Annotated in this window: 20 protein-coding genes; 5 read left to right on the forward strand and 15 right to left on the reverse strand. The window is 51.6% G+C overall.

Annotation, left to right across the window (positions count from 1 at the left end; all coding sequences use genetic code 11):
* Positions 1-61: 61 nt before the first annotated feature.
* Together glgX and glk are read left to right on the forward strand one after the other, a co-directional pair.
* Positions 62-2,194 (forward strand): glycogen debranching protein GlgX, encoded by a 2,133-nt coding sequence (gene glgX / locus EHSB41UT_RS08780; protein ID WP_087108828.1) that lies wholly within the window; start codon positions 62-64, stop codon positions 2,192-2,194.
* Position 2,195: 1 nt separating this feature from the next.
* Positions 2,196-3,227, forward strand: a complete 1,032-nt coding sequence (gene glk / locus EHSB41UT_RS08785) for a glucokinase (RefSeq protein ID WP_087108830.1) — start codon at positions 2,196-2,198, stop codon at positions 3,225-3,227.
* A gap of 69 nt (positions 3,228-3,296) precedes the next feature.
* Here the strand turns inward: glk and EHSB41UT_RS08790 are convergent, their stop codons facing one another.
* The 4 genes from EHSB41UT_RS08790 to EHSB41UT_RS08805 all read right to left on the reverse strand — a co-directional run bounded on the left by EHSB41UT_RS08790 (position 3,297) and on the right by EHSB41UT_RS08805 (position 5,120).
* Entirely contained in the window at positions 3,297-3,776 is a 480-nt protein-coding gene (locus EHSB41UT_RS08790; RefSeq protein WP_087108832.1) for a PspC domain-containing protein, read from the reverse strand.
* On the reverse strand, positions 3,776-4,012 hold the full coding sequence (pspB, locus tag EHSB41UT_RS08795) for an envelope stress response membrane protein PspB (RefSeq protein WP_087108834.1): 237 nt from the start codon (positions 4,010-4,012) through the stop codon (positions 3,776-3,778). Before pspB ends, EHSB41UT_RS08790 begins: the two co-directional genes overlap by 1 nt.
* A gap of 135 nt (positions 4,013-4,147) precedes the next feature.
* Positions 4,148-4,828 (reverse strand): PspA/IM30 family protein, encoded by a 681-nt coding sequence (locus EHSB41UT_RS08800; RefSeq protein WP_087108836.1) that lies wholly within the window; start codon positions 4,826-4,828, stop codon positions 4,148-4,150.
* A 31-nt stretch (positions 4,829-4,859) separates the two neighbouring features.
* A complete protein-coding gene (locus EHSB41UT_RS08805; RefSeq protein WP_087108838.1) occupies positions 4,860-5,120 on the reverse strand; it encodes a hypothetical protein in 261 nt (86 codons plus the stop codon).
* 219 nt (positions 5,121-5,339) lie between these two features.
* On the opposite strand from EHSB41UT_RS08805, the gene pspF reads away from it, so the two are divergent.
* Positions 5,340-6,440, forward strand: coding sequence for a phage shock protein operon transcriptional activator (pspF, locus tag EHSB41UT_RS08810; RefSeq protein WP_087108840.1), 1,101 nt, complete (start codon positions 5,340-5,342; stop codon positions 6,438-6,440).
* On the opposite strand, the gene EHSB41UT_RS08815 is transcribed toward pspF, so the two are convergent.
* The 8 genes from EHSB41UT_RS08815 to EHSB41UT_RS08850 form a co-directional block, all read right to left on the reverse strand.
* The gene (locus EHSB41UT_RS08815) at positions 6,437-6,946 is read right to left on the reverse strand and encodes a GNAT family N-acetyltransferase (protein ID WP_087108842.1); all 510 of its coding nucleotides are present in this window, start codon (positions 6,944-6,946) and stop codon (positions 6,437-6,439) included. The two genes, pspF and EHSB41UT_RS08815, sit on opposite strands and share 4 nt — an antisense overlap.
* Before the next feature lie 8 nt (positions 6,947-6,954).
* Positions 6,955-7,344, reverse strand: a complete 390-nt coding sequence (locus EHSB41UT_RS08820) for a VOC family protein (RefSeq protein WP_087108844.1) — start codon at positions 7,342-7,344, stop codon at positions 6,955-6,957.
* Between the two features lie 2 nt (positions 7,345-7,346).
* Positions 7,347-7,844, reverse strand: a complete 498-nt coding sequence (locus tag EHSB41UT_RS08825; RefSeq protein WP_207626597.1) for a GNAT family N-acetyltransferase — start codon at positions 7,842-7,844, stop codon at positions 7,347-7,349.
* 11 nt (positions 7,845-7,855) lie between these two features.
* Positions 7,856-8,902 (reverse strand): efflux RND transporter periplasmic adaptor subunit, encoded by a 1,047-nt coding sequence (locus EHSB41UT_RS08830; RefSeq protein ID WP_087108846.1) that lies wholly within the window; start codon positions 8,900-8,902, stop codon positions 7,856-7,858.
* A 16-nt stretch (positions 8,903-8,918) separates the two neighbouring features.
* Complete coding sequence (locus EHSB41UT_RS08835; RefSeq protein ID WP_087108848.1) at positions 8,919-12,041, reverse strand: efflux RND transporter permease subunit; 3,123 nt, start codon at positions 12,039-12,041, stop codon at positions 8,919-8,921.
* A gap of 97 nt (positions 12,042-12,138) precedes the next feature.
* A complete protein-coding gene (locus tag EHSB41UT_RS08840) occupies positions 12,139-13,926 on the reverse strand; it encodes an ABC transporter ATP-binding protein (RefSeq protein ID WP_242667267.1) in 1,788 nt (595 codons plus the stop codon).
* A complete protein-coding gene (locus EHSB41UT_RS08845; protein ID WP_087108850.1) occupies positions 13,916-15,730 on the reverse strand; it encodes an ABC transporter transmembrane domain-containing protein in 1,815 nt (604 codons plus the stop codon). Before EHSB41UT_RS08845 ends, EHSB41UT_RS08840 begins: the two co-directional genes overlap by 11 nt.
* A gap of 146 nt (positions 15,731-15,876) precedes the next feature.
* Positions 15,877-16,422 (reverse strand): GNAT family N-acetyltransferase, encoded by a 546-nt coding sequence (locus EHSB41UT_RS08850; RefSeq protein WP_087108852.1) that lies wholly within the window; start codon positions 16,420-16,422, stop codon positions 15,877-15,879.
* Between the two features lie 405 nt (positions 16,423-16,827).
* Here EHSB41UT_RS08850 and EHSB41UT_RS08855 point away from each other — a divergent pair, with 405 nt between their 5' ends.
* Together EHSB41UT_RS08855 and EHSB41UT_RS08860 are read left to right on the forward strand one after the other, a co-directional pair.
* The gene (locus EHSB41UT_RS08855; protein ID WP_165767190.1) at positions 16,828-18,102 is read left to right on the forward strand and encodes an efflux RND transporter periplasmic adaptor subunit; all 1,275 of its coding nucleotides are present in this window, start codon (positions 16,828-16,830) and stop codon (positions 18,100-18,102) included.
* Entirely contained in the window at positions 18,099-21,275 is a 3,177-nt protein-coding gene (locus tag EHSB41UT_RS08860) for an efflux RND transporter permease subunit (protein ID WP_087108856.1), read from the forward strand. Before EHSB41UT_RS08855 ends, EHSB41UT_RS08860 begins: the two co-directional genes overlap by 4 nt.
* Positions 21,276-21,361: 86 nt before the next feature.
* Here EHSB41UT_RS08860 and EHSB41UT_RS24465 read toward each other — a convergent pair whose 3' ends face one another.
* The 3 genes from EHSB41UT_RS24465 to EHSB41UT_RS08875 form a co-directional block, all read right to left on the reverse strand.
* Positions 21,362-21,781: an AvrPphF family type III effector gene (locus EHSB41UT_RS24465; RefSeq protein ID WP_133060453.1), complete on the reverse strand. Its 420-nt coding sequence runs from the start codon at positions 21,779-21,781 to the stop codon at positions 21,362-21,364.
* Positions 21,782-22,233: 452 nt separating this feature from the next.
* Complete coding sequence (locus EHSB41UT_RS08870; protein ID WP_165767192.1) at positions 22,234-22,650, reverse strand: ATP-binding cassette domain-containing protein; 417 nt, start codon at positions 22,648-22,650, stop codon at positions 22,234-22,236.
* A 15-nt stretch (positions 22,651-22,665) separates the two neighbouring features.
* Complete coding sequence (locus EHSB41UT_RS08875; RefSeq protein ID WP_087108862.1) at positions 22,666-23,679, reverse strand: ATP-binding cassette domain-containing protein; 1,014 nt, start codon at positions 23,677-23,679, stop codon at positions 22,666-22,668.
* Between the last annotated feature and the right edge of the window lie 78 nt (positions 23,680-23,757).

The raw sequence follows: 23,757 nt of genomic DNA on the forward strand, positions 1-23,757 counted from the left end.
GATGTTTGTGCATCAGGACTTTGACCGGTGAAGTGCTCCTGATCCCGGTGATAATGAGTTTATGGAAAAGCAATCCTCTTCAGCCGCTGGTTATACTCGTGCCCGGGGGAGCATCAGCCCCCAGGGTGCCACTCTCGTAAACGACCAGCTGCGCCCCTGCTCCATTGCAGAGGCCACCGGCGTGAACTTCGCCGTCTATGCCCCCAAGGCCAAGCAGCTTATTCTGGCGCTGTTTGACCGCTCCGGGGATGAAACCCAACTCAATATGTTCAAGTCGCCACAGGGCATCTGGCACATCTACGTGTCAGGCCTGACTGCCGGACAGCTTTATGGCTTCCGGGCCGACGGGCGCTGGAAGGCACATACGACACCTCGCTTTAATGTTCACAAGCTGTTGATGGATCCCTACGCCCGAGAGATTCAGGGTGAAGTGCAATGGTGTGATCAGCTGTTTGACTACACCGTTGCTGAAGCCGAGGAAAACCAGACCTACTGGGTTCAGAACACCAGCGACAGTGCCCCGTTTATGCCCCGCAGTGTGGTGCGGGCCTCCGAGTTTGACTGGCAGGGAACAGAGAAGCCGGCCATCTCTGATCAGAACAGTGTTATCTATGAAACTCATCTGAAAGGTTTTACTCGCAATCATCCAGATATTCCTGAACAGCTACGCGGTACCTACCTTGGCATGTGTCATCCGGTGGCCATTGCTTATCTGAAAGAGTTGGGTATTACCGCAGTTGAGCTGATGCCGGTGACCTCTAAGGTCAGTGAACAGCGTCTGGCCGATCTGGGGCTGAGCAATTACTGGGGTTACAACCCGCTCTGCCTGATGGCACCGGAACCCAGTCTGGCGGTTTCCGATCCCGTCACCGAACTGAAGACACTGGTTAGAGAACTGCACCGGGCCGGTATTGAAGTGATTCTTGATGTTGTCTTTAACCACAGCTGTGAAGCCGGCCATGGTGGTCCTATTCTCAGCATGCGCGGGCTGGCAGAAAACGAGTACTACCATATCGATATTCACGATGGTCAGACCTATGCACTGAATTACAGCGGCTGCGGCAACACCATGAACTTCGACAGCCCGCAAACCTTGAAACTGACCATGGATGCCTTGCGCAGCTGGGCGGATGAGTATCAGGTGGATGGTTTCCGCTTTGATCTGGCACCGATTATGGCCCGCCAACATCGGATGTTTAATCGTCACAGCCCCTTCTTCTTTGCTATCACCCAGGACCCAGTACTTAGCCAATTGAAGATGATTGCCGAGCCCTGGGATATCGGCCCTGACGGCTACCAGCTTACTGGCTTCCCGGGAGACTGGCAGTCCTGGAATGACCGTTACCGGGATGGCTGCCGCAAGTTCTGGAATGGCTCCCCTTATCAGGAATCAGAAATGGCTGCCCGCTTCTGCGGCTCTGAAGACCTGTTCCATGAGCAGACTTATCTGGCCACGGTCAACTATATCTGCAGCCATGATGGCTTTACCCTGATGGATCTGGTGTCTTATAACGAACGCCACAATCTGGATAACCGCGAGCACAACCGGGATGGGGATTCCCATAACAACTCTTGGAACCATGGCGTTGAGGGAGAGACCAGCAATCGCAAGGTTCGGGATGCACGACTGCGTTCCCGTAAAAACCTGCTCGCGACACTGATGCTGGCCAAGGGCACACCAATGCTGATGGCCGGTGACGAGTTCAGCAACACTCAGCATGGCAATAACAATGCCTACTGCCAGGACTCTTCCTGCATTACCTGGCAGGACTGGCACTGGCAGACCGATGCAGCCAGTGACGGTGCCCGTATGCAGGCCTTTACCCGGGATATGATTGCCTTGCGTCGAAGCCGACCGCTGCTGACTGACCACAACCATCAGGCCTGCTATGAATTTTTCTCACCGGAAGGGCATTGGCTGCGTCCGGATGAGCTCTCCCATTACGGATACCCCGGCCTGCTGGTACGCATCCACAGTGATGAGGGGGACGACAGTGAAGAGCTATATGTTTTAATGAACCGCAGCTCTCAACCGATTAAAGTGCAACTTCCCAGGCACTCAAAGCCGCACCGGCGCTGGTTTGTCATGATGCGAACAGACAAGGAGCCATCCTTTGTGAATGAACCGCTTCTGCTGAATGGCTGGTACGAGGTTCCGGCCAACAGCCTGACCCTGATCCGGGAAGTTGATTGATATGAAAAGGGATTTTGAGCAAGAGATGAACAAGACCATTCCTAACGATTCAGGCAATCAGCAGAAGCTGTTTCTGGTCAGCGATATCGGCGGCACCAATGCCCGCTTCGGGCTTGTTGATGCCGAGAGTAACACCCTGCACCACATCGCTACCTACAGCGTGAAAAACTATCCGATCTTTGAAGACGCGGTGGATGCCTATCTTCAGGATCACGCTATCTCCAGTATTGCCGGTGCCTGTCTGGCGGTTGCCGGACCAGTGGCAAACAACGAAGTCAAGATGACCAACAGCAGCTGGCATATCAAAGCTTCCACCTTCTGTGAGCACTTCAACTGTGAGCATTTCTGGCTGATCAATGATTTTGTTGCCCAGTCCATGGCAGTGCCTTGCCTGGAAGAGCAGGAAATCATTGCCCTGGATGATCGTAAGAAAGACGACAATGCCCCGCTTCTTGTCCTCGGCCCAGGTACCGGTCTGGGTGCAGGCCTGCTGGTGAAAACCCCGGTTGGCTGGCAGCCTTGCCCTGGGGAAGGTGGCCATATGGACTTTGGCCCGGTTTCTGAAACGGATTTGATGGTCTGGAAATATATTAAACAGGAACATGGTCGCCTGCCATGCTGGGAAGATGTTCTCTCCGGCTATGGTCTGGAAAGCCTCTATGCAGCCCATGCGGCAGAAGCCGGCACACATGAAAAACTGGCAGCCAGTGAAGTGACGGCTAAGGCTTTGGCAGACCAGGACTCTCTGGCCTTTACCGTTGTTCAATACTTCCTGAGACAGCTAGCACGCTTTTCCAGCAATCTGGCGGCCATCACTGGTGCCAAAGGCGGGGTTTATATTGCTGGCGGTATCGTTCCGCGGGTTATTACTCTGCTGGACAGAGATGCGTTCCGCAGCATCTTTGAGCAACGCGAGAAGATTCCTGGCTATATGGAAAGCATTCCGGTATCACTTGTTGTGGCAGCTAACCCGGGCCTGACCGGTTCTGCGGCTTATCTTCACCAGCAACTCGCGCTGGCAGAAAGAGTCTGAAACGAAAATGCCCCAGGCTGTTGATAACAGTATCAACAGCCTGGGGCATTTTTATCTGGCGATTCTGGCTCAGGTCATCTTCGACAGTTCGCTAAAGTCCCGTGCGGTTTTCAAGTGCCCGGAGGCAATACAACCTTCCAGTTTACCGACCCGGCCTTCCAGCCGGTCCATGCTTCGGCTTAACTGTTTGACCGTGTGACGGGAAACCTCTTTCACTTCCGGTTCTTCAATCTCAGTCACCGTTGATTCTTCAACCTTTTTGGAGACATTGGTATCAGCATCGGTTTCAACCGTAACCTTTACCTTTTTCAGCTTCTTCTTTTTTTTCTTTTTAGAAGAGCCTTCCGTCATGCTGAGAATCACGCCAACGGCAATATAAACCACAATAAACCGAGACATGGAGAACATATAAGCGCCGGCTGCGGTAAAAATCCTCACCAGCAGAACATCAACATTCAACTTCCAGGCGATATAACTGCACACGCCCATGATGGCCGATTTTGGACGCTCCTTTTCATCCGGACGTAACGCTTCCTTTAATGCGCCCATTAAACCCGCTCCCTCCAACCTGGAACTTCAGCATCCAGAATACGTTCCAGTGTATGAACACGTTCCTGAACATGCTCAACCCGATGAACGGTTTCTTCAAACAGAACCCTGGATTCTTCATCAAGACGGCGTGAATCTCTTACTTTCATTACGTAATGAAAAATCAACCAGGGCAGAAAAAGAAACAGTGTAAGAATCGTGCTCAATGGAACTATGTCATGCAGTACCGATTCCATTTATTCCCCCCGAAACAGAAGCTGTTGCCTTTCTACTCTCTAGCTACAAACAGAACAACAGCTTTCATAATTATTATTCAATTCAGAATCCTAAACTGCACAGCTTTTTTTATCCAGCTCAGTCTAAATCCAGTTTCAGGCTTTTTCCTTCTCAGACTGTTCCTGAGCAATACCCGCTTTTAATGCTTCCAGTTCAGCATCAACAGAGGCGGTAATTTCCAGAGCGGCCAGTTCATCATTTAATGAAGCCAGACCCAGACCATCCGCTTCCAGCTTGCTGTCGAGAGCATCCAGATCCCGTTCCATCTGCTCAAACCGGGCTTCGTGACGAATCCGCTTGTCTTCACGGGTCTGCTCATGAACCTTGAGGCGGTTCTGGCTCACCTGCTTGCGCAACCGGATGGAATCCAGACGCTTGCGGGCTTCCTTCATGGTGCTCTGCAGGCGGGCGATGTCTTCATCATACTTGCCCAGCTGCGCTTCCATCTCTTCCTGGAACGCCTGCTTTTCTTCAAGGTGGGTCAGCAGCTTTTGCTTCTCGGCCAGAGCCTGACGGGCCAGATCTTCACGGTTATGCTTGAGCGCCAGAGTGGCTTTGTTGGTCCAGTCCTTGATCTGGTCTTCCAGATTCTCAATCCGGCGCTCGGACTCTTTCTTGTCTGCAATCAGCCGGGCTGCGTCGGAACGAACCTCTACCAGCGTTTCTTCCATTTCCTGCAGCATCAGCCTCGCCATCTTTTCCGGATCCTCTGCCTTATCCAGAATCGAGGTAATGTTGGCATTCAAAATATCACTCAGACGAGAAAAGATTCCCATAACACATCTCCCAGCTTTTTATTAACAGCGCTTAAATCAGTTTGTCTTCTTCGTTATTATCACCTGATTGCTCGACATACTCCCCTTCCTCCTTCTGGGGCAGCGCGTCGATAATCATGCGGAACTGCTTCGCCATTTCAGCTGGCAGCTGATCACGCACCTCTTGCTCAATGGCGGCCATTGCCTCAATTTCCATGGCGGTCAGATCCTCATCACAAGGAGATGCAGACGCGCTCATAATGCCGAAACCTAGAACTGCTGCAACTACCTTCAGAGAAATACCCATTTTCATAACCTTCCTTGTTTCACTAACCGTTGAATTTAAAGTTGGTAAATAATTTTTGTTGTTGATTAATACATATCAGCATTCGTGCCAACATTTCTGAATATAGCTAACTTTATGTTTATTAAAGATTTATTTTGAATTACTGAATAATTGATGACTGCACGCGACTGGTAAAAGAAACCAATTAGTGGTTTTATTAACCAAAACACAAGAAAACCAACCACAATGCCTACCGGTAAAAAAAACCTCATTGGTTCTTCCCCCGCTTTTCTGGAGATGCAGGAAGCGGTTTCCCAGTATGCCAGGCACCAGCGGCCGGTTTTGATTATTGGTGAACGAGGTACCGGTAAGGAAGAAATCGCCAACCGTCTGCATTTTCTCTCCCCACGCTGGCAACAGAATCTGATTAAGCTCAATTGCGCAGCCTTTAATGATGAGTTACTTGATTCGGAATTATTCGGCCATGAATCCGGTGCCTTTACCGGCGCGAGACAGACGCGCACAGGCCTGTTTGAAGAAGCCGATGGCGGCACCCTGTTTCTGGATGAGCTGGCAACTATGGGCGCACGGCTGCAGGAGAAACTGCTGCGGGTGATTGAATACGGTGAGTTCTACCGGGTCGGCAGTTCCAAGCCGATCAATGTCGATGTGCGGGTAGTCGCCGCGACCAACGAACATCTGCCTACCCTCGCCGCTCAGGGCAAGTTTCGCCATGATCTTCTGGACCGGCTGGCCTTTGATGTGATCGCTGTACCGCCTCTCAGGGCGCGCCGTGACGATATCCTTCCTCTGGCCCACCACTTTGCCATGGGCATGATCCATGAGCTGACCGATGGTTATGGGCTGGAAGATTTTGAAGGCTTTACCGATGAGGTGATTGAAACCCTCTACAGCTATCGCTGGCCGGGTAATATCCGTGAGCTGAAAAACGCGGTGGAACGGAGTGTTTGTCGCTCGGCACCGGGCGTACCTGTGGACACTCTGGTTCTCGATCCTTTCCATTCACCATGGCTGGAAGCTTTGGATCAATCTCCAACACCTGCAGCAACAGAGCAGCCTCAGGAGCCCACACAGAGCACTGCGGAAGAGATACGCATTGAGACCGTTCAGAAAGGTATCTTTGAACAGGCCATAAGCCAACTGCAGCGACAGAAAGCGGTCAGTATGAAAAAGATTCTAAAGCAGGTGGAAGAAGACCTGCTCAAAAGCGCACTGCAGGCCAGCCAGTACAATCAGAAGCGGACAGCGGATATGCTGGGGCTTAGCTACGACCAGATTCGCAGCCTGATTCGCAAGTATGCCCCGAAAAAAGAGCGCAGTGCTTAACAGAGACTCTTTCGGTAACGCAGCTCGGTCAGGCCGGAGTCTCGATAGGTTTTCTCACCACCATCACAGGCAAACCCGGCTCGCTCATAAAACCTGCGAGCCTGATGATTATCTGCCAGAACCCAGAGCGTCAGTTCGGTAAAACCCTGCGTGGCCAGCTTCTGTTCAGCCAGTGCCATAAGCCTTTGTCCAACACCTCGCCCTATGGCTTCGGGCAAAACGTAAATCGCCCAGACTTCACCGACCGTATCCTCAACATCGTCATCTCGGCTTTTGGCGAAATCAACAAAACCAACAACCTGCTCACCCTGTTCACAGACATAAGCCTCAAGGTGAGCGGTTTTCAGAAAAGCGGTTCGCCCGGCTGCACGCTTCTCAACATCGAGATTATCCAGAACCTCATCCGCCATAATGCCGCGATAGGCAAAGCGCCAGCCAGCAACCGAGATTTCAGAGATAACAAAATTATCTTCTTTGATGGCCGGGCGCAGAAACAGCTGAGTCATAACGCGTGTCAGTCCTTAACGTCGGTATAAACAACGGCTTCGATATTATTACCGTCCGGATCCAACAGGAAAGCCGCATAGTAGTTTGGGGCATAGTCTTTGCGGAACCCGGGTTTACCATTGCAGGTATACTGTCCGGCTATGCCTTGCTGATGAAAAGCATCAACCGCTGCAGGATTCTCAGCCGAGAAGGCAATATGAGCAGGGCTTGGAAGTGAGGCCTGACTATCTGGTTGTTTCTCAATCAGGAAACGCACCTTGGAATCATTAATAACCCCAAAGCCGGCAGCAAAATCATCCGACCACTTCAGCTCAATATTCAATGGAAGCAAAACCCTGGAATAGAACTGCTGACAGGCTTCGAGGTTGGTAACCTTGATTTCAAAATGATCGATCATAATTATTCTTTACTCAGGTTCTTCTTCATCAATTGACCACGTTCTTCTGTCGGCTCACCTTCCTTGTACCAGCCATTTTTCAGATAAAAGCGTTCCGCACGATCATTACCAGGTATATAGCGCAGAGAGGCATCACGGCATCCCCAACGTTTCAAGGCCTCAATCACATAGTCATGCAGCAATTGCCCAAAACCATTGCCACGGTATTCCGGAATCAGATAGAACAAATTGATATGGGCAAAAGACTCTCCTTCTGCTGTTTTTAAATCCGGCATAAATTCCAACTGCCCAATACATCTATCGCCATGCCAGACCAAAAGAAAACTCTCCGGGTTGTGCTTGGCGATCCGTTGAAACCATTTAATAGTGGCCGCCGCTGAGAAAGTTTCATCGGAACCATAACTGGCCTTCCAGGCATCACGCCGAAAAGCCAGACAGGTCTGTAGATCGGTCTCCAGATTTACGGAGCGGTAATCCAACTCATCATCTACAACATCCACGGTACATCCTTTTATTTCTGAAGCGTTATATCCTGCTTATCCCGCAGACGGTTACTGCCACGCACAACAACATCATCACCAATCGCCAGTTCACCGGTAACAATGGCAGTATTTTTATCGCCATAAACTACATTGACCGGAGTCTTCAGCACGGAAAGCTTGCCTTCATCGCCATCAACAACCCGGAACACCACATGGCCGGTTTCCCGCAAGACCAGCGCATCACGGGGCAGAACTTTTACATCATTGGGCAGAGGAACAGGAATCGCGACCTGAACCGGTGTTCCCGGCAGCCAGCTGTCGGATTCCAGATCAAGGCGAACCTCCACCAGCCGTGATTGCTTGTCCGCGCCTGCGGCCATCTGGCTGATGCTGGCAACAGCCTGCTCGTTATCATCCTTCTTAATGGTCAGGGACTGTTCGGCTTTCAAGCGGTCGGCAACATCCAGTGGTACCTGCATCCTGACTTCCAGCTCGGTGGTATTCACCAGCTGCAGCAATCGATCACCGGTGGACACATACTGCCCCGGCTGCTGATAGCGAGTGTTTACCCGACCATCAAAAGGTGCCGTTAGCCGTGTACGCTGAATACGGTCTTCCAGTCGTTCAATCTGGGTACGGGAGAAGTCCACATCAATTTCAGCCATTGCCAGATCATGGGCAGCCCGATCCAGATCAACCCGGGAGACGCTGGACTTTTTAGCCAGTGAGGAAAGACGTTTATATTCCGCAGCCAAGTAACGCTGGCTCTGTTCCGCCTTTTTCAATTCCAGCCGGCTAACCTTCAGCTCCAGCTGCAATTGCTTATCATCCTGACGAAGAATCCCATCGCCAGCCTGAACCTGCTCGCCAAAAGCTGCCAGCGAGACAATACGACCACTGGCCTCCGCGCTGATATCCACAGTCTCGCTGCTGGACACCGAGCCATTAATCCAGCTGACCGGATGCTCACTGACCGCTGAGACTTCCGTTGTGGTCACAGAGGCCGCACTGGCTGACAGACTAAAACCGGAAAGAGCCAGAAGCGTGCCGGCCAATAGTTTGAAAGATGCTCTCATTATTATTCTCTTCCCTTTATTCCTTCACTGCTGCTTTCATAGACGATGCCTCTGAGGCATTCTCAGCAGCGACGGCATAGTGTTCATAGACCCGCGCTTCAACACTCTTTGCTTTACCTAGCTGCAGCAACGCAGGTAGCAGTACCAGAGTAAACAGACTGCTTACCGTCATGCCGCCGACAATCACAGCCGCCAGTCCTCGGTAGATTTCACTACCGGTGGTCGGGCTGAGCAACAAAGGCAGCATGCCGAAAATACTGGTCAGCGTGGTCATAAAAATAGGGCGCATCCGGGTCAGCAAAGCCTCCCGCACAGCCGCACTGCGCTGCAAACCTTCACGCTCACCGACCCGGGCCTGATGCACCAACAGAATGGCGTTGTTAACCACCAGACCCAGCAAAATCACAAAGCCGATCATGGTCAACAGATCGACCGATTGTTCGCTGACCATATTAAGCAGATGGATAGCCATCAAACCGCCAACAGTCGCAAGTGGCAGAGTCAGAATAACCAGCGCTGCATCCTTGAAGGACTTAAACAGTCCCCAAAGCAGAATCAGCAGGATAAACAGCGCAAAGGCAAAGATACTCACCAGATTGGTGATCGCCTGCTTCAGACTGTCCGCATTACCGGATACACGAATCTGACCATCATCCGGCAAGAAACCACGCACACCCGGAATAATATCCTGCTCTACTTTCTCCAAAGCTGACTGCAGAGTCATATCATCCGGCAGGCTGATACTCAGAGTCAGCGTACGACGCTGGTCTACACGACGAATACTGCCTGGCCCCAGCTTTGGCTCAACCGACACCAGTTCACCCAGTGGAATCACGCCACCGGCTGGTGTCATCAAAGGAGTAGCTTCCAGCTGCTCCGGTGAGCCCAGCTCTTCGCCCTTGAGGATAATGCGCATCCGCTCATCACCATCAAAGTACTCACCCAGCTGAGTGCCTTCCCCCAAAACCCGAACCACCTGTGGCAGATCGGTCCGATACCAGCCAGCTTCTGCCAGACGGGTATCGTTAGGAATCAGCTGCAACTCTGGTGCGGTAAAGTCGAGCCCGGGACGAGGACGCACCCTTGCCCCCGGAATCTGTTCCTGGATATAGGCCATGGCCTGACCGGCAGCGGCATAGAGTTCACGCAGGTCGCCGGCCTGCAGATCCAGATCAACACCATTGTCATTGCCAAAGCCACCGAACAGGTTGCCCTGCCCGCCGAAGGCCTGCATATCCGGAATACCCTGGACAATCTCATCCATCACCAGGGATTCCAGCTCTTTTATACGACTTTGGTCAGCGGCACGAATCCCCATCGAGGCACCGCCCGGCCAGAGAATAAAATAATAATTTCTCAGCGCCGGTTCCTGCTCACCACTCATATACGGCGCCAGACGATCCACCAGTACCGGCATGATTTCTGTTTTCACAGACTCAACACTGGTTCCCGGCGTAAACCGTACCCACACATCCACAGCATCACGCTTCACCTGCGGAAGGTAATCCATCTGAGGAATAGCCGACCGGGTCAGGATAATGGGAATCCCCATAAACAGCAGAATCACCAACCAGCGGCGGCGGGTGGTTCTGGTGACGCCCATAATCAGATTGGTCAGCTTGTTCCAGGTATTCTGGTAATGATCCACAAACTGCTGATCCGGCAGCCACTTGGCAGCTGCAGTTGGCAACACCGTCATGGCGACCATCAGCGACATCGCTACCGAGGCGGCAATAGTCAAAGCCAGATCGGAGAACAGCTGCCCTTCGATATCATTCAGCAGCATGATCGGCAGGAAGATGGCGACCGTCGTTAACGTCGATGCCAGCAATGCGCTCCAGACTTTATTGGAGGCGATAACCGCGCTCTCGGCTTTGGTTTTGCTGACATCCCTTTCCCGCTGCCGCACCATACTTTCCAGCACAACAATGGCCGCATCCAGCACCATCCCCACCGAGAAGGCCAGACCGGCCAGAGAAACCAGATTCAGTGTACGTCCGGTCAGCTTGACCATACAGATAGTCAGCATCAGACAGACTGGAATCGCCATGGCAATCAACAGAGTCGCCCGCCAGCGGCGTAGGAAGAACCAGAGCACACCAATCGCCAGCAAAATACCAAAGATCAGGCTGGAGCTGACCATATTGATCGCCCGCTTGATAAAGATGGACGCATCGAACGACTGAACCAGCTTCACCCCTTCCGGAACCAGTACCGTGTCGTTAAGAATGGCGACCTGCTCTTTCACATTCAGCAGGGCTTCCAAAGCATTGGCTCCAGACTCCCGTCGCACTTCCATACCGATAGCCGGGTTGCCATTCTGGATACGCAGGGTGCGTTCCTTACCCCGGGTGATTTCAATGGAGGCAATATCCTTCAGATAAACCGGCTTGCCATCCCGCCAGGCAACCACCAACTCACCCAGCTCACTGATCTCGTACTTGCCAGCTAAACGCAGCTTGTACTCTTTACGCCCGATATTGATACTGCCGCCGGAGATATCAAATCCGGTGCTGACTCTGCGGGCCAGTTCCGGAATAGTGATTTCAAGCTCGGCGGCACGGGCCGGGTCAAAGATAATTTCCAGCTGTCGCTGACCTTCACCACGAACATCAACACCGGACACCCCCTTCACACTTTCCAGCACCGGCTTGACCCGGGTATCAATCAGCGACTGATAGTTTTTGATCGGTCGTTCATTACCAGGTAACTGTTGCAGGAAGAGGAAGGTCAGACTGTCATTGGAACCACCGCTCTCAATAAACGGACCATTAATATTATCGGGAAGACCGGACACCTGATTCATCCGGTTAATCACCTCCAACATGGTCTTTTCCATATCGGTATTGAGAGCAAACTCCATCTCAACTTCTGTCCGCCCGTTTCCGGAGCTGCTGTTCATATGTTTCAGGCCCGGCAGGCCCTTCAGTACATCTTCCAGCGGCTCGGTAATCTCCGACTCCATCTCTTCAGGCGCAGCGGCACGCCAGAACACTTCAACGGACAGGCCCGGACGATCAATATCAGGGAATAACTGTACCGGCAGCAGGCGGATACTGATCAGGCCCAGCAGAAAGACCAGAGCCAGACCAATACCTACCAACGCCGGATGATTCACAGCACTGCGGGTTAAATTCATAGTGGTGTTATCACTCCCAGTGCCCCGCAGAACGGGGCTTTATTATTCTTTGTTCTTATCTGGTTCCCACGCTCCAGCGTGGGAACCAGTTGTGTCGTCAGGAAGCCAGCTGCTCCTGTATTTCCAGCTGGTTATGCTGGGCTTCGTGCATATCCCGATACAGACCAGGCTGATTAACCAGCTGGGTATGGGTACCCCGCTGCACAATCTTGCCTTTATCCATCACCATAATCAGGTCAGCGTCTTCTATGGTGGTCAGACGGTGGGCAATAGCCAGTGTCGTCCGTCCCTGACGAAGAGAGAACAAAGCTTCCTTGATGGCCTGCTCGGTTTCACTGTCGATATTGGCTGTGGCTTCATCCAGCAGCAGGATACGTGGGTCTTGTGCCATGGTCCGGGCAAAGGAGAGCAGTTGTTTCTCGCCGGTTGACAGAGACTGACCACGCTCCCCCAGAACCTCGTCGTAGGTATCTGGCAGCTGTTCGATAAAGCGATCCGCCTGCACGCATTCTGCGGCCTGCTGAATATCGGTCTTGCACTGGCTGCTCTGGTAGAGATGAATATTCTCTGCCACCGAGCCATGGAAGATAAACGGCTCCTGGAAGACCAGCCCCAATTGCTGACGTAACTGGCTTTCACTGATGCTTGCCAGCGGCTGGCCATCAATCAGGATCTCGCCCTTCTGGTGCTGATAAAAACGCATCAGCAGATTCATCACCGAGCTCTTGCCACTGCCGGTATGTCCGACCAGGGCAATAAACTGTCCGGGTTCGGCTTTAAAGCTGATGCCATCCAGCGCCTTGTTTTTACCGTCGTACGACAGCTCAACATCACGGAACTCAATACTGCCTTCTTTAAATGGCTTGTGTTCCAGATGTTCGTAAGCCGGTTCAGGTTCTTCATCCAGAAGCTCAAACACTCGCTCGGAAGACACCACCGCCTGCTGCCAAACCTGCATCTGCATGCTGACCTGCGTCAGCGGCTCAAACATCCGGTCCAGATAGTTGATAAAGGCATAGAGCAGGCCGACTTCAACCGGTCCGACCAGTGCCGGCCCTGCAAACCCTTGAACCATGAAAGCCAGAGCGAAGGCGGAGGACATATGCACAGTCGGGCGCAGCAGCGCGTTGATCATCACCAGTCGGGTCTGTACCCGCTTGTACTTCAGATTCAGATCCTCGAACTGCTCGCTCACCCGTTTCTGCTGACGCAGAGCCTGAACAACGGCCATCCCCTGAATAGATTCATTAATTCGGGTATTGATATCACTCAACACCGCCCGCGAGGTATGGAACACCGGCTTACTGAATCGGCGATACAAATAGATGCTCAGGAACACCAGCGGCATGATCGCAACACAATACAGCGCCAGCGTCTGATCCAGCAGGAACATCGCAATCACAACACCGGTCAATGTCACCACACTACTCAGGGTTTGCGGTAAAGCCTGAACGAACAGATCACGAATGGTCTCGGTATCATTGGTCACACGCGATACCAGCCGACCGACCGGCTCACGGTCAAAGTAAGCCATAGGCAGGCGGAACAGATGATTGAACACCTGTCGGCGGATGTCGTGCACAACCGCCAGTGCCACCTTCTGGAAGGTCATGGTCTGGAACCAGGACAGCACCGCATCGATGATATACATCGTGATAAAGATACAGCCCAGAATCATCATGGCCTTATGGTCCCAATTGCCGGGCACCACATGATCATCAATAAAGGTTTTCATCACCACCGGTGCATAAAGGCCGGCACCTGTCGCCAGAAGCATCATTACCATACTGATAATGAATAGCCCCTTGTACGGCAGCCCATAACGGAGCAGACGCATAAAGCGCTGCTTTTGAGTCACTTGATTGGTCATATCATTATTTTGCATCGGAAGCCGCCCCATTAATGTGAGCGACCTGCTTCATGCCTTCCAAATCAGCCGCTTCCGGATCCAGCCCTGCGGCAATGGCATTGGCCTGCCGTTTGAAGATATTGGCGTACCATCCCTGCTGGGCGAGCAGTGCCTTATGGCTGCCCTGCTCGGTAATCTCCCCTTTATCCATAACCACAACCTGATCGGCCAGTTGTAAGTTGGTCAGACGCTGGGTAATCAGAATCAGCGTACGCGGGCGATTGCTGTTCAATAGCTGGTCGAGGATAAACGCCTCGGTTTTCATATCCAGTGAACAGAACGCGTCGTCCAGCAGCAGATAATCGGCATCGATTAACAAAGCCCGGGCAATGGTGATCCGTTGTTTCTGGCCACCAGAGAGGTTCACACCTTTTTCACCGAGCTGGGTTTCATAACCATCCTTGAAGTTCAGAATATCGTCATGAATACAGGCCAGCCTTGCAACCTCTTCGATCTCTTCCTGGGTAGCACCGGGCTTGCCGAAGGCAATATTCTCGGAAATTGAAGCCGAGAACAGGAACGGCTCCTGCGCCACCAAAGCAAAGCGGCTATGTAATGCATCCAGGCTGACACTGTCATTCCGCTGACCGCCAATCGTCACTTCCACACCTTTGGCATCGTGTTGTCTCAACAACAGACGCAGTAGCGAGGTTTTGCCGCCACCGGTACGACCACTGATACCGACAAAGCTGCCCTTGCGAATAGTGAGATCAAACTCCTTAAGTGCTGCCGTGCCACTGCCGGGATATTCAAACCCCTGGCTGACAAAACGGATATCACCATCGAGGCGCTCCTGATTATCAGCCGCGTTGTCTTTAACATCCGGCTGTTCAGCCAGCAGTTTGTTAATACGCTTCAGAGACGCACTGCCACGCTCGACAATATTGAACAGCCAGCCAAAGGCGAACATCGGCCAGATCATCATACTGAGATAAACAACAAAGGTTGTCAGTTCACCCACACTCATCGCACCGTGCTGAATACGCCAGGCCCCAAAGCCAAGGCTGCCCAACATGGAAAAGGCAACGGTCATGGAGATGGTCGGATCAAACAGAGCATCAACCCGCGCCACCTTCATATTGGTTTCGGTGACCACATTGGACTGTTTGGCAAACCTGTCCATCTGTGCCGAACCCAGATAGTGAGCCCTTACCGCACGAATGCCCGAAACCGATTCCTGCACCCTGTTGTTCAGGTTGGAAAAGGCTTCCTGGGATTCCCGAAAGCGTTTGTGCAACTGCGCCGAGTAACGGGAAATCAGAAAGGCCATCACCGGGAACGGCAACAGAGCGACAACCGTCATCTCCCAACCACACACCCAGATCATTGCCCCCACAACAGCCGTACCGGCAACCACAGAGTCCACCAGCGTCAACACGCCTTCCGCCGCACTGGCTTCCACTGAGCGAATATCATTGGTGGCATGGGCCATCAGATCACCGGTTTTATGGCGCTGGTAAAACCCGGGTGACATACGAGTCAGGTGGTGGAACAGACGCAGGCGAATCACCCGACCCAGCTCTAGCGCACCTCCAAACAACAGCAGACGCCAGCCATTACGAAGGATAAAGACCGCGACACCAACAGCCACAATCAAACCCACAGTTTCTGCCAGAATATCGCTGGTAAATGAGCCGGACTGGATAGCGTCCACCAGCTCACCGACCAGACGTGGCGGATACAGCTCGACCAGAGCGATCATCACCAGACAGACGACACAGCCAAGATAACGAAGCCAGTGCCGTTTAAAGAACCATCCCAGGTTCCAAAAGATATCCATACTCCCCCCAATTTCTGCCGCGAAAGAAAAATGACCGGCAGAAAAAACATTGAATAAAGGTTTTTTCAGAGTTCTATTGAAAGCGGTGACAGCAACCTATGGTGGGGTGCCCTTCACACAGGCTTTGTTATCAGTGAAGCTGTTCATCAGGGTTTTATCCTTCCCATCTGGTAAACACTGGCATATTCGCCATCGCGATAGGCAAAGCAGGGAATCTCACCCTCGATCTGAAAGCCAAAACGCTGATAAAGGCGAATGCCGGCTTCATTGTCGGTAAACACCGTGAGAGAAATACGTTTCAGGTTCAGCCAGTTATCCGCCAGATTAACGATTTCTGCGAGCAGCTGTTTGCCAATGCCCTGCCCCTGATAATCATCGTGAACCGCAATCATAAAATCAGCGCTGTGCTTGCGGCGGTGGCTGCCATGGACATTCAGGGCCGTTTGCCCGATGACGACACCATCACTGTTTTCAGCGACCAGCTCGATAAAGTTATCCGAGGTTCTGGAAAGTTTGGCTTCCCACTGGGCCAGCGACATTTTCGGAACAACAATGGTGCCGCTGTAAACGTTTTTACAGGAAAAGAGTTTGTGGAGGTGTGCAGCATCCCCGGGTTCACTATGCCGGATTGTAATAGTGTTTCTGGACAACCCAGTGCACACAGAGATTTCATCGTGTTGAGTGGTATTCATTATTATCGCTCACTCATCCTTCACAGAGATAAGGGTGAATATCTCTATGGGTACATCATTCTGAGAGGCAGCTTCCTGTTGGCTTGTGACCAAAACAGGAAAGACTGTGTTGTTCTTGTATCTGCTTTTTATTTTTACCAACCAAAGCAGGACTAAGTATTATTCCTTACGCGCATTACACAAACAACCGCCGCATCGGCTTTTCCTGAACATTTAAACATGTAGTCAACCTGTTCAAAGAGAAAGCTACAACCTGATACAGGTTGCCCCTGTACCCCAGCTGCCAAAACAAGATACTATCCTTGACAATGCCAAAAATGCCTTGGGGGCTTTTAAGGTCAAGGGAGATCCCCTGCCACCTTAAATAGCTCTATTAACAAATAGAAAACGAATATAAGAATGGCTATGAAAAAGGGATTGCGTCAGGTCATCGTATCCACGGTGCTGCTGGGGAGTTGTGCGGGTATTGCTATCGGTCTGGCCGGAATGTCCAAGCCCCCCGAAAAAGAGGAAGAGCCGGATAACGCGCTCTCCGTTCGCTCCGGACTCCTCACTCCGGAAAGTGTCAGCTTCTCCATCCAGAGCCAGGGCACGGTTCGACCAGCGGTTGAAACAGCCATGGTCGCCGAGGTGTCTGGTGTTGTTACCTGGATATCTCCGGTCTTTGCCAGCGGCGGTCTCTTTGATAAAAACGACATTCTCGCAACAATTGATGACAGCGATTACAAAGTTGCCCTGATCCAGGCTGAAGCGTCACTGGCTGCCAGTCAGGCCCGACTGCAAGAAGAGCGGGCTCGCTCGGAAGCAGAAGAGCAGATCTGGGTACGCAGTGGCAAGAAACTCGCAGACGCCCCCGCCCTTCTTCTCCGTAAGCCCTATATAAAGGAAGCGCAGGCCAGTATTAAAGCGGCAGAGGCTCAGCTAGCCAAAGCCCGTCGTGATCTGGAACGCACCCAGATCAAAGCGCCTTATTCCGGCATGGTTCGTGAACGCACCATCAACCCCGGTCAGTTTGTGTCCCGTGGTACTGGTGTGGGTTCCATCTTCTCGGTGACCAATGCCGAGATTCGTTTGCCATTCAAAGCGTCCGACCTCGCCCTGTTCAAATTCCCCCGCCCGGGTGAAGCCTTCGACAATGACCTGACCATCGAACTCAGCCAGAGCATTGGTGGCCAAACCATCTCCTGGTCTGCCTCTCTGAGCCGGGTAGAAGGCGTGGTGAGCGAACAAAGTCGTATGCACTATGTGATTGCAACGGTTGCCGACCCTTATGGCCTGGCCGATAACGCCGCAACTGACGAGCAGAATCTTCCCGCATTGAAGATGGGCAGTTTTGTGCAGGCCAGCCTGCAGGCCGCGCCTATGGATCAGCTGTTTAGCCTGCCCCGTGGCGTAATTTACGGCGATGGCAAGATACTGCTGATTGATGAAAACAACACGCTGCGCTTCCAGAAGATCCTGCCGCTGCATGCCAATGGCGATAATATTTACTTCCGCTTCCCACCAGCGGCAGATATCAATACTGGTGGCACCAAGGTTTCCCTGACTCCGCTTTCCAACCCTATTGAAGGAACAGAAGTCAAAGCCCTGCCATCACAGAACGCTGAAGAGGTGGCCGGAGAGCCTGTCACGGTTAACACCGCTGAAGCCGGTCAACAGGAGACGGAGGCTGTACTGTGAGTCACTCCCAACCTGAATCCGGCAGTAGCCCATCACCAACCAAACAGACAGGCATGATAGCCTGGTTTGCCAACAACTCAGTGGCAGCCAACCTGCTGATGATCCTGATCCTGTGTGCAGGGATCTTTTCTGCCTTCACCATTAAGAAGCGGATGTTCCCAGATTTTGCAGTAAACTCGGTGGTGGTATCCGTCCCTTACCCTGGCGCATCACCGGGGGATGTGGAACAGAGTGTTCTGATCAAGATTGAAGAGTCCCTTCGGGATATCACCGGTATTGAACAGGTCGTATCCCGTGCCTGGGAAGGCTATGGCCAGGTGACCGTAGAGATGGAGTCCGGTAATGATATCGACACCCTCTACGACGATGTCAAAACCAATGTTGAAGGTATCACCAACCTTCCAGACAAAGCCGAAGATCCCAAAATCTCCCGCCCCAAAAACTATCAGCAGGTGTTGTTTATCTCGCTGTTCGGGGATATCGACAATCTCTCCCTGCAACGTCAGGCACAACAGTTACAAACGGAACTGTTGACGCTGCCAGAGGTTTTGAAAACAGAGCTCATTGGCGAGAACGATTTTGAAATCTCCATTCTTGTTTCAGAGTTCGCCCTGCGGGAATACGGCCTTACCTTTGATGAAGTAGCGACCGCCCTGCGTCGCTCTTCCGTCGATATTGCAGCCGGATCCCTCAAAACCAGTGATGGTGATATCTCCGTTACCACCCGAGGTCAGGCCTACAGCGGGATCGACTTTGCCAACTTTGTGATCCGTACCCATGCCGACGGCAGTCGTCTTTTGCTTTCCGATATCGCCACCATCAAGGATGGCTTTGAGGAAAGTAACCACCTGATCCGCTTTAACGGCAAACCTTCCGTTGCAGTGAAGATTGTTTCCGAAACCGCTGGCAACGATCTGGAAACATCAGCGGCCGTTCGCAAATATCTGGAGACTTATAAAGACACCCTGCCTCAAGGGGTTGAGGCCAAAGCCTGGGCCGATGTCTCCTACTATCTGCAGGGTCGGGTCGATATGATGATGGAGAATATGTTCTACGGCGCCTTGCTGGTATTTATTCTTCTTACCCTGTTCCTGCGTATACGTGTGGCTATGTGGGTTATGGTCGGCATACCGGTGTGCTTCCTTGGGGCGCTGGCAGTTATGCCCAATGACTTTATGCCGGTCTCCATCAATATGCTCAGCCTGTTCGCCTTTATTATGGTGCTGGGGATCGTGGTGGATGATGCCATTATTATTGGCGAAAGTGTTTATACCCAGATATCCCGCCACGGCCATACTACCGAGAATGTTGTAGCCGGGGTTAAGCGAGTCGTTGTGCCTGCCACCTTCGGAGTACTCACGACCATGGCCGCGTTTATGCCGCTGCTATTAGTCGATGGGCGTGTTGAGCCGTTCTTTAACGCAATATCTCTGGTGGTTATCTTCTGCCTGATCTTCTCACTGGTGGAATCCAAGCTGATCCTTCCAGCTCACCTGGCCCATATGAAAACCCTTCCTCAGGATGATGCTTCCAAGAACTGGCTGCATCGTATTCAGGATAAGGTATCCGCCGGGCTCGAATGGTTTGTGCTGGAAGTCTATAAGCCCCTGATTCATGTCGGGCTGCGCAATCGCTACATCACCCTGAGTGCCTTCCTCGGCATCATGGTCTTGCTGTTTGGCATATTGAAAAGCCCACTCATTAACTTCTCGTTCTTTCCCGATGTCCCCAGCGATTACACCGAAGTGGAAATCGTGATGGAAGCAGGAAGCTCTATCCAGGCCCGGGATGATGCCCTGACCCGCCTTGAGCAAAGCCTGATGCGCGTGGATGCACGACACCGTGCCGAAAGTCCGGACAACGGCGGCGTCTATGAAAGCACCATGCTCTGGTCCCGGGGAGATACCGAAGGCGCTGTGATGGTTGAACTTCGCAAGGATGCCATTGATGCTCCAACCGCAGTCGAGCTGACCAAACTCTGGCGTGACGAAACCGGCATTATCCCCGGCGTAAAAGAAATCTCTTTCTCCGCCGCAGAAAATACCGGTGGCAGTAAGCCTGTGTTCTTCCGTCTCTACAGTGATAACTCGGAACAGCTGCAGATGGCTGCGGCCGATCTTGAGAAGCACCTGAACAACTATGGTGGTCTGTTTGATATTGAAAGCTCTGCCGACGACCCAACGGAAGAGCTGGTGATTGATATTCTGCCAACCGCACAGGCGCTCGGTCTGAACCTTGCCCAACTGGGCAGCCAGATTCGCCAGGGCCTGCATGGTGAAGAAGTTCAGCGTATTCAGCGCGGGCAGGAAGAAGTAAAGGTTATGCTGCGTTATCCGGAAGATGAACGCGATGACCTGACCGACCTCCAGCGTGTGCGCATCAGAACCGCCGATGGTCACGAAGTGCCATTCAGTCAGGTAGCGACCGTTGAAGAGAAACTGGGAACCAGCTACATCCGTCGTAAGGATGGCAAACGTTCACTGTCGGTCAGTGCCGATATGGACACCAAGACGATGGAAGCCTCTGCCGTTATCAAGGATGTGCGTAAGGAGTTTGGCCCGATACTGTCTGCCCGCTACCCTGCAGTCAGTTTTGATATTGGTGGTGCCAGCAAAGCGGAACAAGATTCAATCGGTCAGCTGATGTCATTGGCGGCGCTGGCTCTGCTGCTTATTTATGGCCTGATTGCGATTCCGCTGAAGTCCTATCTGCAGCCACTGGTCATTATGGGCATTATCCCGTTCGGACTGGTCGGTGCGGTGATTGGTCACCTGCTGCTGGGTCTGCAGATGAATATGATGTCGATCTTCGGACTGATTGCCCTCGCCGGGGTACTGGTGAACGACAGTCTGATTCTGATGGACTTTATCAACCAAGGGCGCAAGCAGGGAATGAGCTCGATTGAGGCATGCGCACTGGCCGGTCAGGAACGTTTCCGCGCGATTATCCTGACTTCCCTGACCACCTTCCTTGGTGTTGTTCCCATTGCAATGGAAACCAGCCTGCAGGCCGCCTTTGTTATCCCAATGGCGGTCTCTCTGGGCTTCGGCATTCTGTTTGCGACGTTTATCACCCTGATCCTGACACCAACCCTCTATCTGGTTGGTCAGGATATCAAAGCAGGTTTCCGCTGGATCTGGACGGGGAGTACCCGTAAGGCCGTTAGCGTTTAAACCTTCAAACTCTTAACCAAAAAGGCTCGGAGTCATTTTTATACAATGACTCCGACCCCTTTATTTTTGTCCAGCATATATATCCCTCAGTTCTCACCAAAATCTTTTTCGAGAGTAAATGGTACGGTTTCACACTGAGGAATGGTCACAATGTAATGGGCCTCTGGATTTGTTTCATCAGGATAGAGTCGCCCATCCACATCCAGTATGTCGGACATGGTGATAGAGATCAGAGCTTCGTTTTCCTTTTTATCACAGTAGCGCTCGGCAGAATCACGGGATTTAGACACATTGAGACTGGCCGGCAAAGTCGAGGCTTCAATGCGCTTTGCAAAGGGAGCGTACATTCGAGGTGATCTGAATATTTCTCGATACTTCTGTTCCGGCATATAGCTCTTATGTCTTGTGTAATAGGCCTCCGGATTAGCAGGCTTTCTGTACTCTGAATACCGGTCATAGACTGTCGCACAACTGTCAGGATTACCTGACACAGTGCGTTGCTCCATATTGAGGTATTTTTCTTACAGGATCTATAAAGTTTTGTGTCGTCAGTGATATTGTTATCAGACATAATTTTGCGGGTGAGCTGTTCATTACCAACAACCTGCCGTGCCAGCCACCTCAGGCTTTTCACCGGGCATTCTGGCGCGGCATCGGCTTTATGGGCGATTGGTTCTGCCGTGGCCGAGGCCGGTTTCCTAATTTGTAACTGGTACATAAATCCTTCCCCTAGCGTTAGGCCATTGTTTGTTATGAACTCTGACAGTCAGCAAAGGAATTCATTCACCGTAAAGGACCCGTCTAAGACTATTTGATCATGGGTTGTGGGCGATTAAGCTTTCGAGATAGTTTGGCGGGTAGACTTTTGTCTTATTGCGATAAAAGCAGTAGAAGACCGAAAAGGTGGCGGAATCATTTTTATATAATGACTCCGTCCACTTTATTTTCATTTAGAAGATCACTCTCTCAAACAATCCTCACCGATTTTGAAATTATTCCCAAGCGCCAACTGCTGAACAAAACTCTCATCATGTGAAATGACAATCATTGCTCCCGGATAAGCCTTAAGCACATCGACCACATGACTCTTGGTTTCCAGATCAAGATTATTGGTGATCTCATCCAATATCAGCAGTCTAGGTGTTTGCGCTGCAATCAAAGCCAGTGACAGTCGGACCCGCTCACCACCTGATAACTGTGAAACTGGTTTATTGACCTGTTCATTACTACGAAACAGAAAATCATTGAGATGCTTCCTCACATCCACATGCTGCCATTCAGGCACCCTCCCGCTAACTGCTCCCAACACAGATTCATCATCCGGTAAATTGCTGTAGTGCTGATCCAGATAACCAATATGACGTGCATCAGGCACCAGCCACTCCCCCGTTCACCAAACGCTGGAGCGATCCATCAACGCTTTTATTAATGTAGATTTACCACTGCCATTATCTCCGGCAATGAGCAGTGACTCCTTGGAAGAAAGGGAGAAATTAATATTGCTAAGTAGTGGCTCTCGTTCATTATTACCACCCGTGCACTTAGTAGAGGCAATATAACCAAGAGCCCCATCACGAATATTTATGAGTATTCGGTCACCAACCCCCTCAGCAGGCAATGAAAATGTAGGGATCACCTTATCCGGAAGCTGCAGTGTCTGAAGCTGATCAACAAGCTCCTGCTTTTGCTCTCGAATCACTCGCTTCCTGTCATGCGTGACGCCAACATTATTGGTTCTTTTGACAAGGGGCCACTTTCCCTGCCGGATACTTTTTTGCCCTCGGGCCTTACTGCTTGCGGCACGCTTTTGTTCTTTCATTAGCGCGTTATGCATATCCCTTTTCTGCCGCCCTAAGCCTTCTACGGCTTGCTCTATCTCAGCGTGCCTACGCTCCCTATCCATAACAAAGTCACGATAAGATCCGTTAAATTTCATGATCTCGCCATTATCAATATGCCAAAGGGTATTAATGCAACGGTTTAAAAGTTGCTCATCATGGGAAACCACAATCACTGTACCGTAAAAGCCATCAAGCATGCGTATTAAATTGCGCCGATTCCTTTTATCCAGATGATTGGTTGGTTCATCCAGAAGAAGCACATTGGGATTACACGCCAAAGCTTCGGTTAAGTATTTATGAAACCGCTGACTGCCACTCAGGGAGTCGAAAGAAGATAGCAGCTGAGGAACATACCCGATGGTGACATCTTCAGGTATTTCCACCCTCCCAGAAGAGACAGGCTGCTGGCCACGAATCACATCCAACAGCTTCGATTTACCAGCACCATTACGACCGACAATACCAATACGCGACCCGAAACAGACTTCGGAGGTAAAGTTCTCAAAGCAGGTACGATTGGGAAAATAAAGACACAGGTCTTGAATAGATAAAGGCTTATGCAAAGTATCAATCTCTTAAGTCGAAAAAGACCAGATACACAAAACATCAGCCTTAATACATACGACTGAGTATCCTGCTTA

Origin of the sequence: Parendozoicomonas haliclonae (assembly GCF_900174585.1) — a bacterium.
Classification (GTDB): domain Bacteria; phylum Pseudomonadota; class Gammaproteobacteria; order Pseudomonadales; family Endozoicomonadaceae; genus Sansalvadorimonas; species Sansalvadorimonas haliclonae.

Coding starts and splice junctions, on each gene's coding strand:
- glgX (WP_087108828.1), top strand. CDS start 62: ATGGAAAAGCAATCCTCTTCAGCCGCTGGTTATACTCGTGCCCGGGGG.
- glk (WP_087108830.1), top strand. CDS start 2,196: ATGAAAAGGGATTTTGAGCAAGAGATGAACAAGACCATTCCTAACGAT.
- EHSB41UT_RS08790 (WP_087108832.1), bottom strand. CDS start 3,776: ATGGGCGCATTAAAGGAAGCGTTACGTCCGGATGAAAAGGAGCGTCCA.
- pspB (WP_087108834.1), bottom strand. CDS start 4,012: ATGGAATCGGTACTGCATGACATAGTTCCATTGAGCACGATTCTTACA.
- EHSB41UT_RS08800 (WP_087108836.1), bottom strand. CDS start 4,828: ATGGGAATCTTTTCTCGTCTGAGTGATATTTTGAATGCCAACATTACC.
- EHSB41UT_RS08805 (WP_087108838.1), bottom strand. CDS start 5,120: ATGAAAATGGGTATTTCTCTGAAGGTAGTTGCAGCAGTTCTAGGTTTC.
- pspF (WP_087108840.1), top strand. CDS start 5,340: ATGCCTACCGGTAAAAAAAACCTCATTGGTTCTTCCCCCGCTTTTCTG.
- EHSB41UT_RS08815 (WP_087108842.1), bottom strand. CDS start 6,946: ATGACTCAGCTGTTTCTGCGCCCGGCCATCAAAGAAGATAATTTTGTT.
- EHSB41UT_RS08820 (WP_087108844.1), bottom strand. CDS start 7,344: ATGATCGATCATTTTGAAATCAAGGTTACCAACCTCGAAGCCTGTCAG.
- EHSB41UT_RS08830 (WP_087108846.1), bottom strand. CDS start 8,902: ATGAGAGCATCTTTCAAACTATTGGCCGGCACGCTTCTGGCTCTTTCC.
- EHSB41UT_RS08835 (WP_087108848.1), bottom strand. CDS start 12,041: ATGAATTTAACCCGCAGTGCTGTGAATCATCCGGCGTTGGTAGGTATT.
- EHSB41UT_RS08840 (WP_242667267.1), bottom strand. CDS start 13,926: ATGCAAAATAATGATATGACCAATCAAGTGACTCAAAAGCAGCGCTTT.
- EHSB41UT_RS08845 (WP_087108850.1), bottom strand. CDS start 15,730: ATGGATATCTTTTGGAACCTGGGATGGTTCTTTAAACGGCACTGGCTT.
- EHSB41UT_RS08850 (WP_087108852.1), bottom strand. CDS start 16,422: ATGAATACCACTCAACACGATGAAATCTCTGTGTGCACTGGGTTGTCC.
- EHSB41UT_RS08855 (WP_165767190.1), top strand. CDS start 16,828: ATGAAAAAGGGATTGCGTCAGGTCATCGTATCCACGGTGCTGCTGGGG.
- EHSB41UT_RS24465 (WP_133060453.1), bottom strand. CDS start 21,781: ATGGAGCAACGCACTGTGTCAGGTAATCCTGACAGTTGTGCGACAGTC.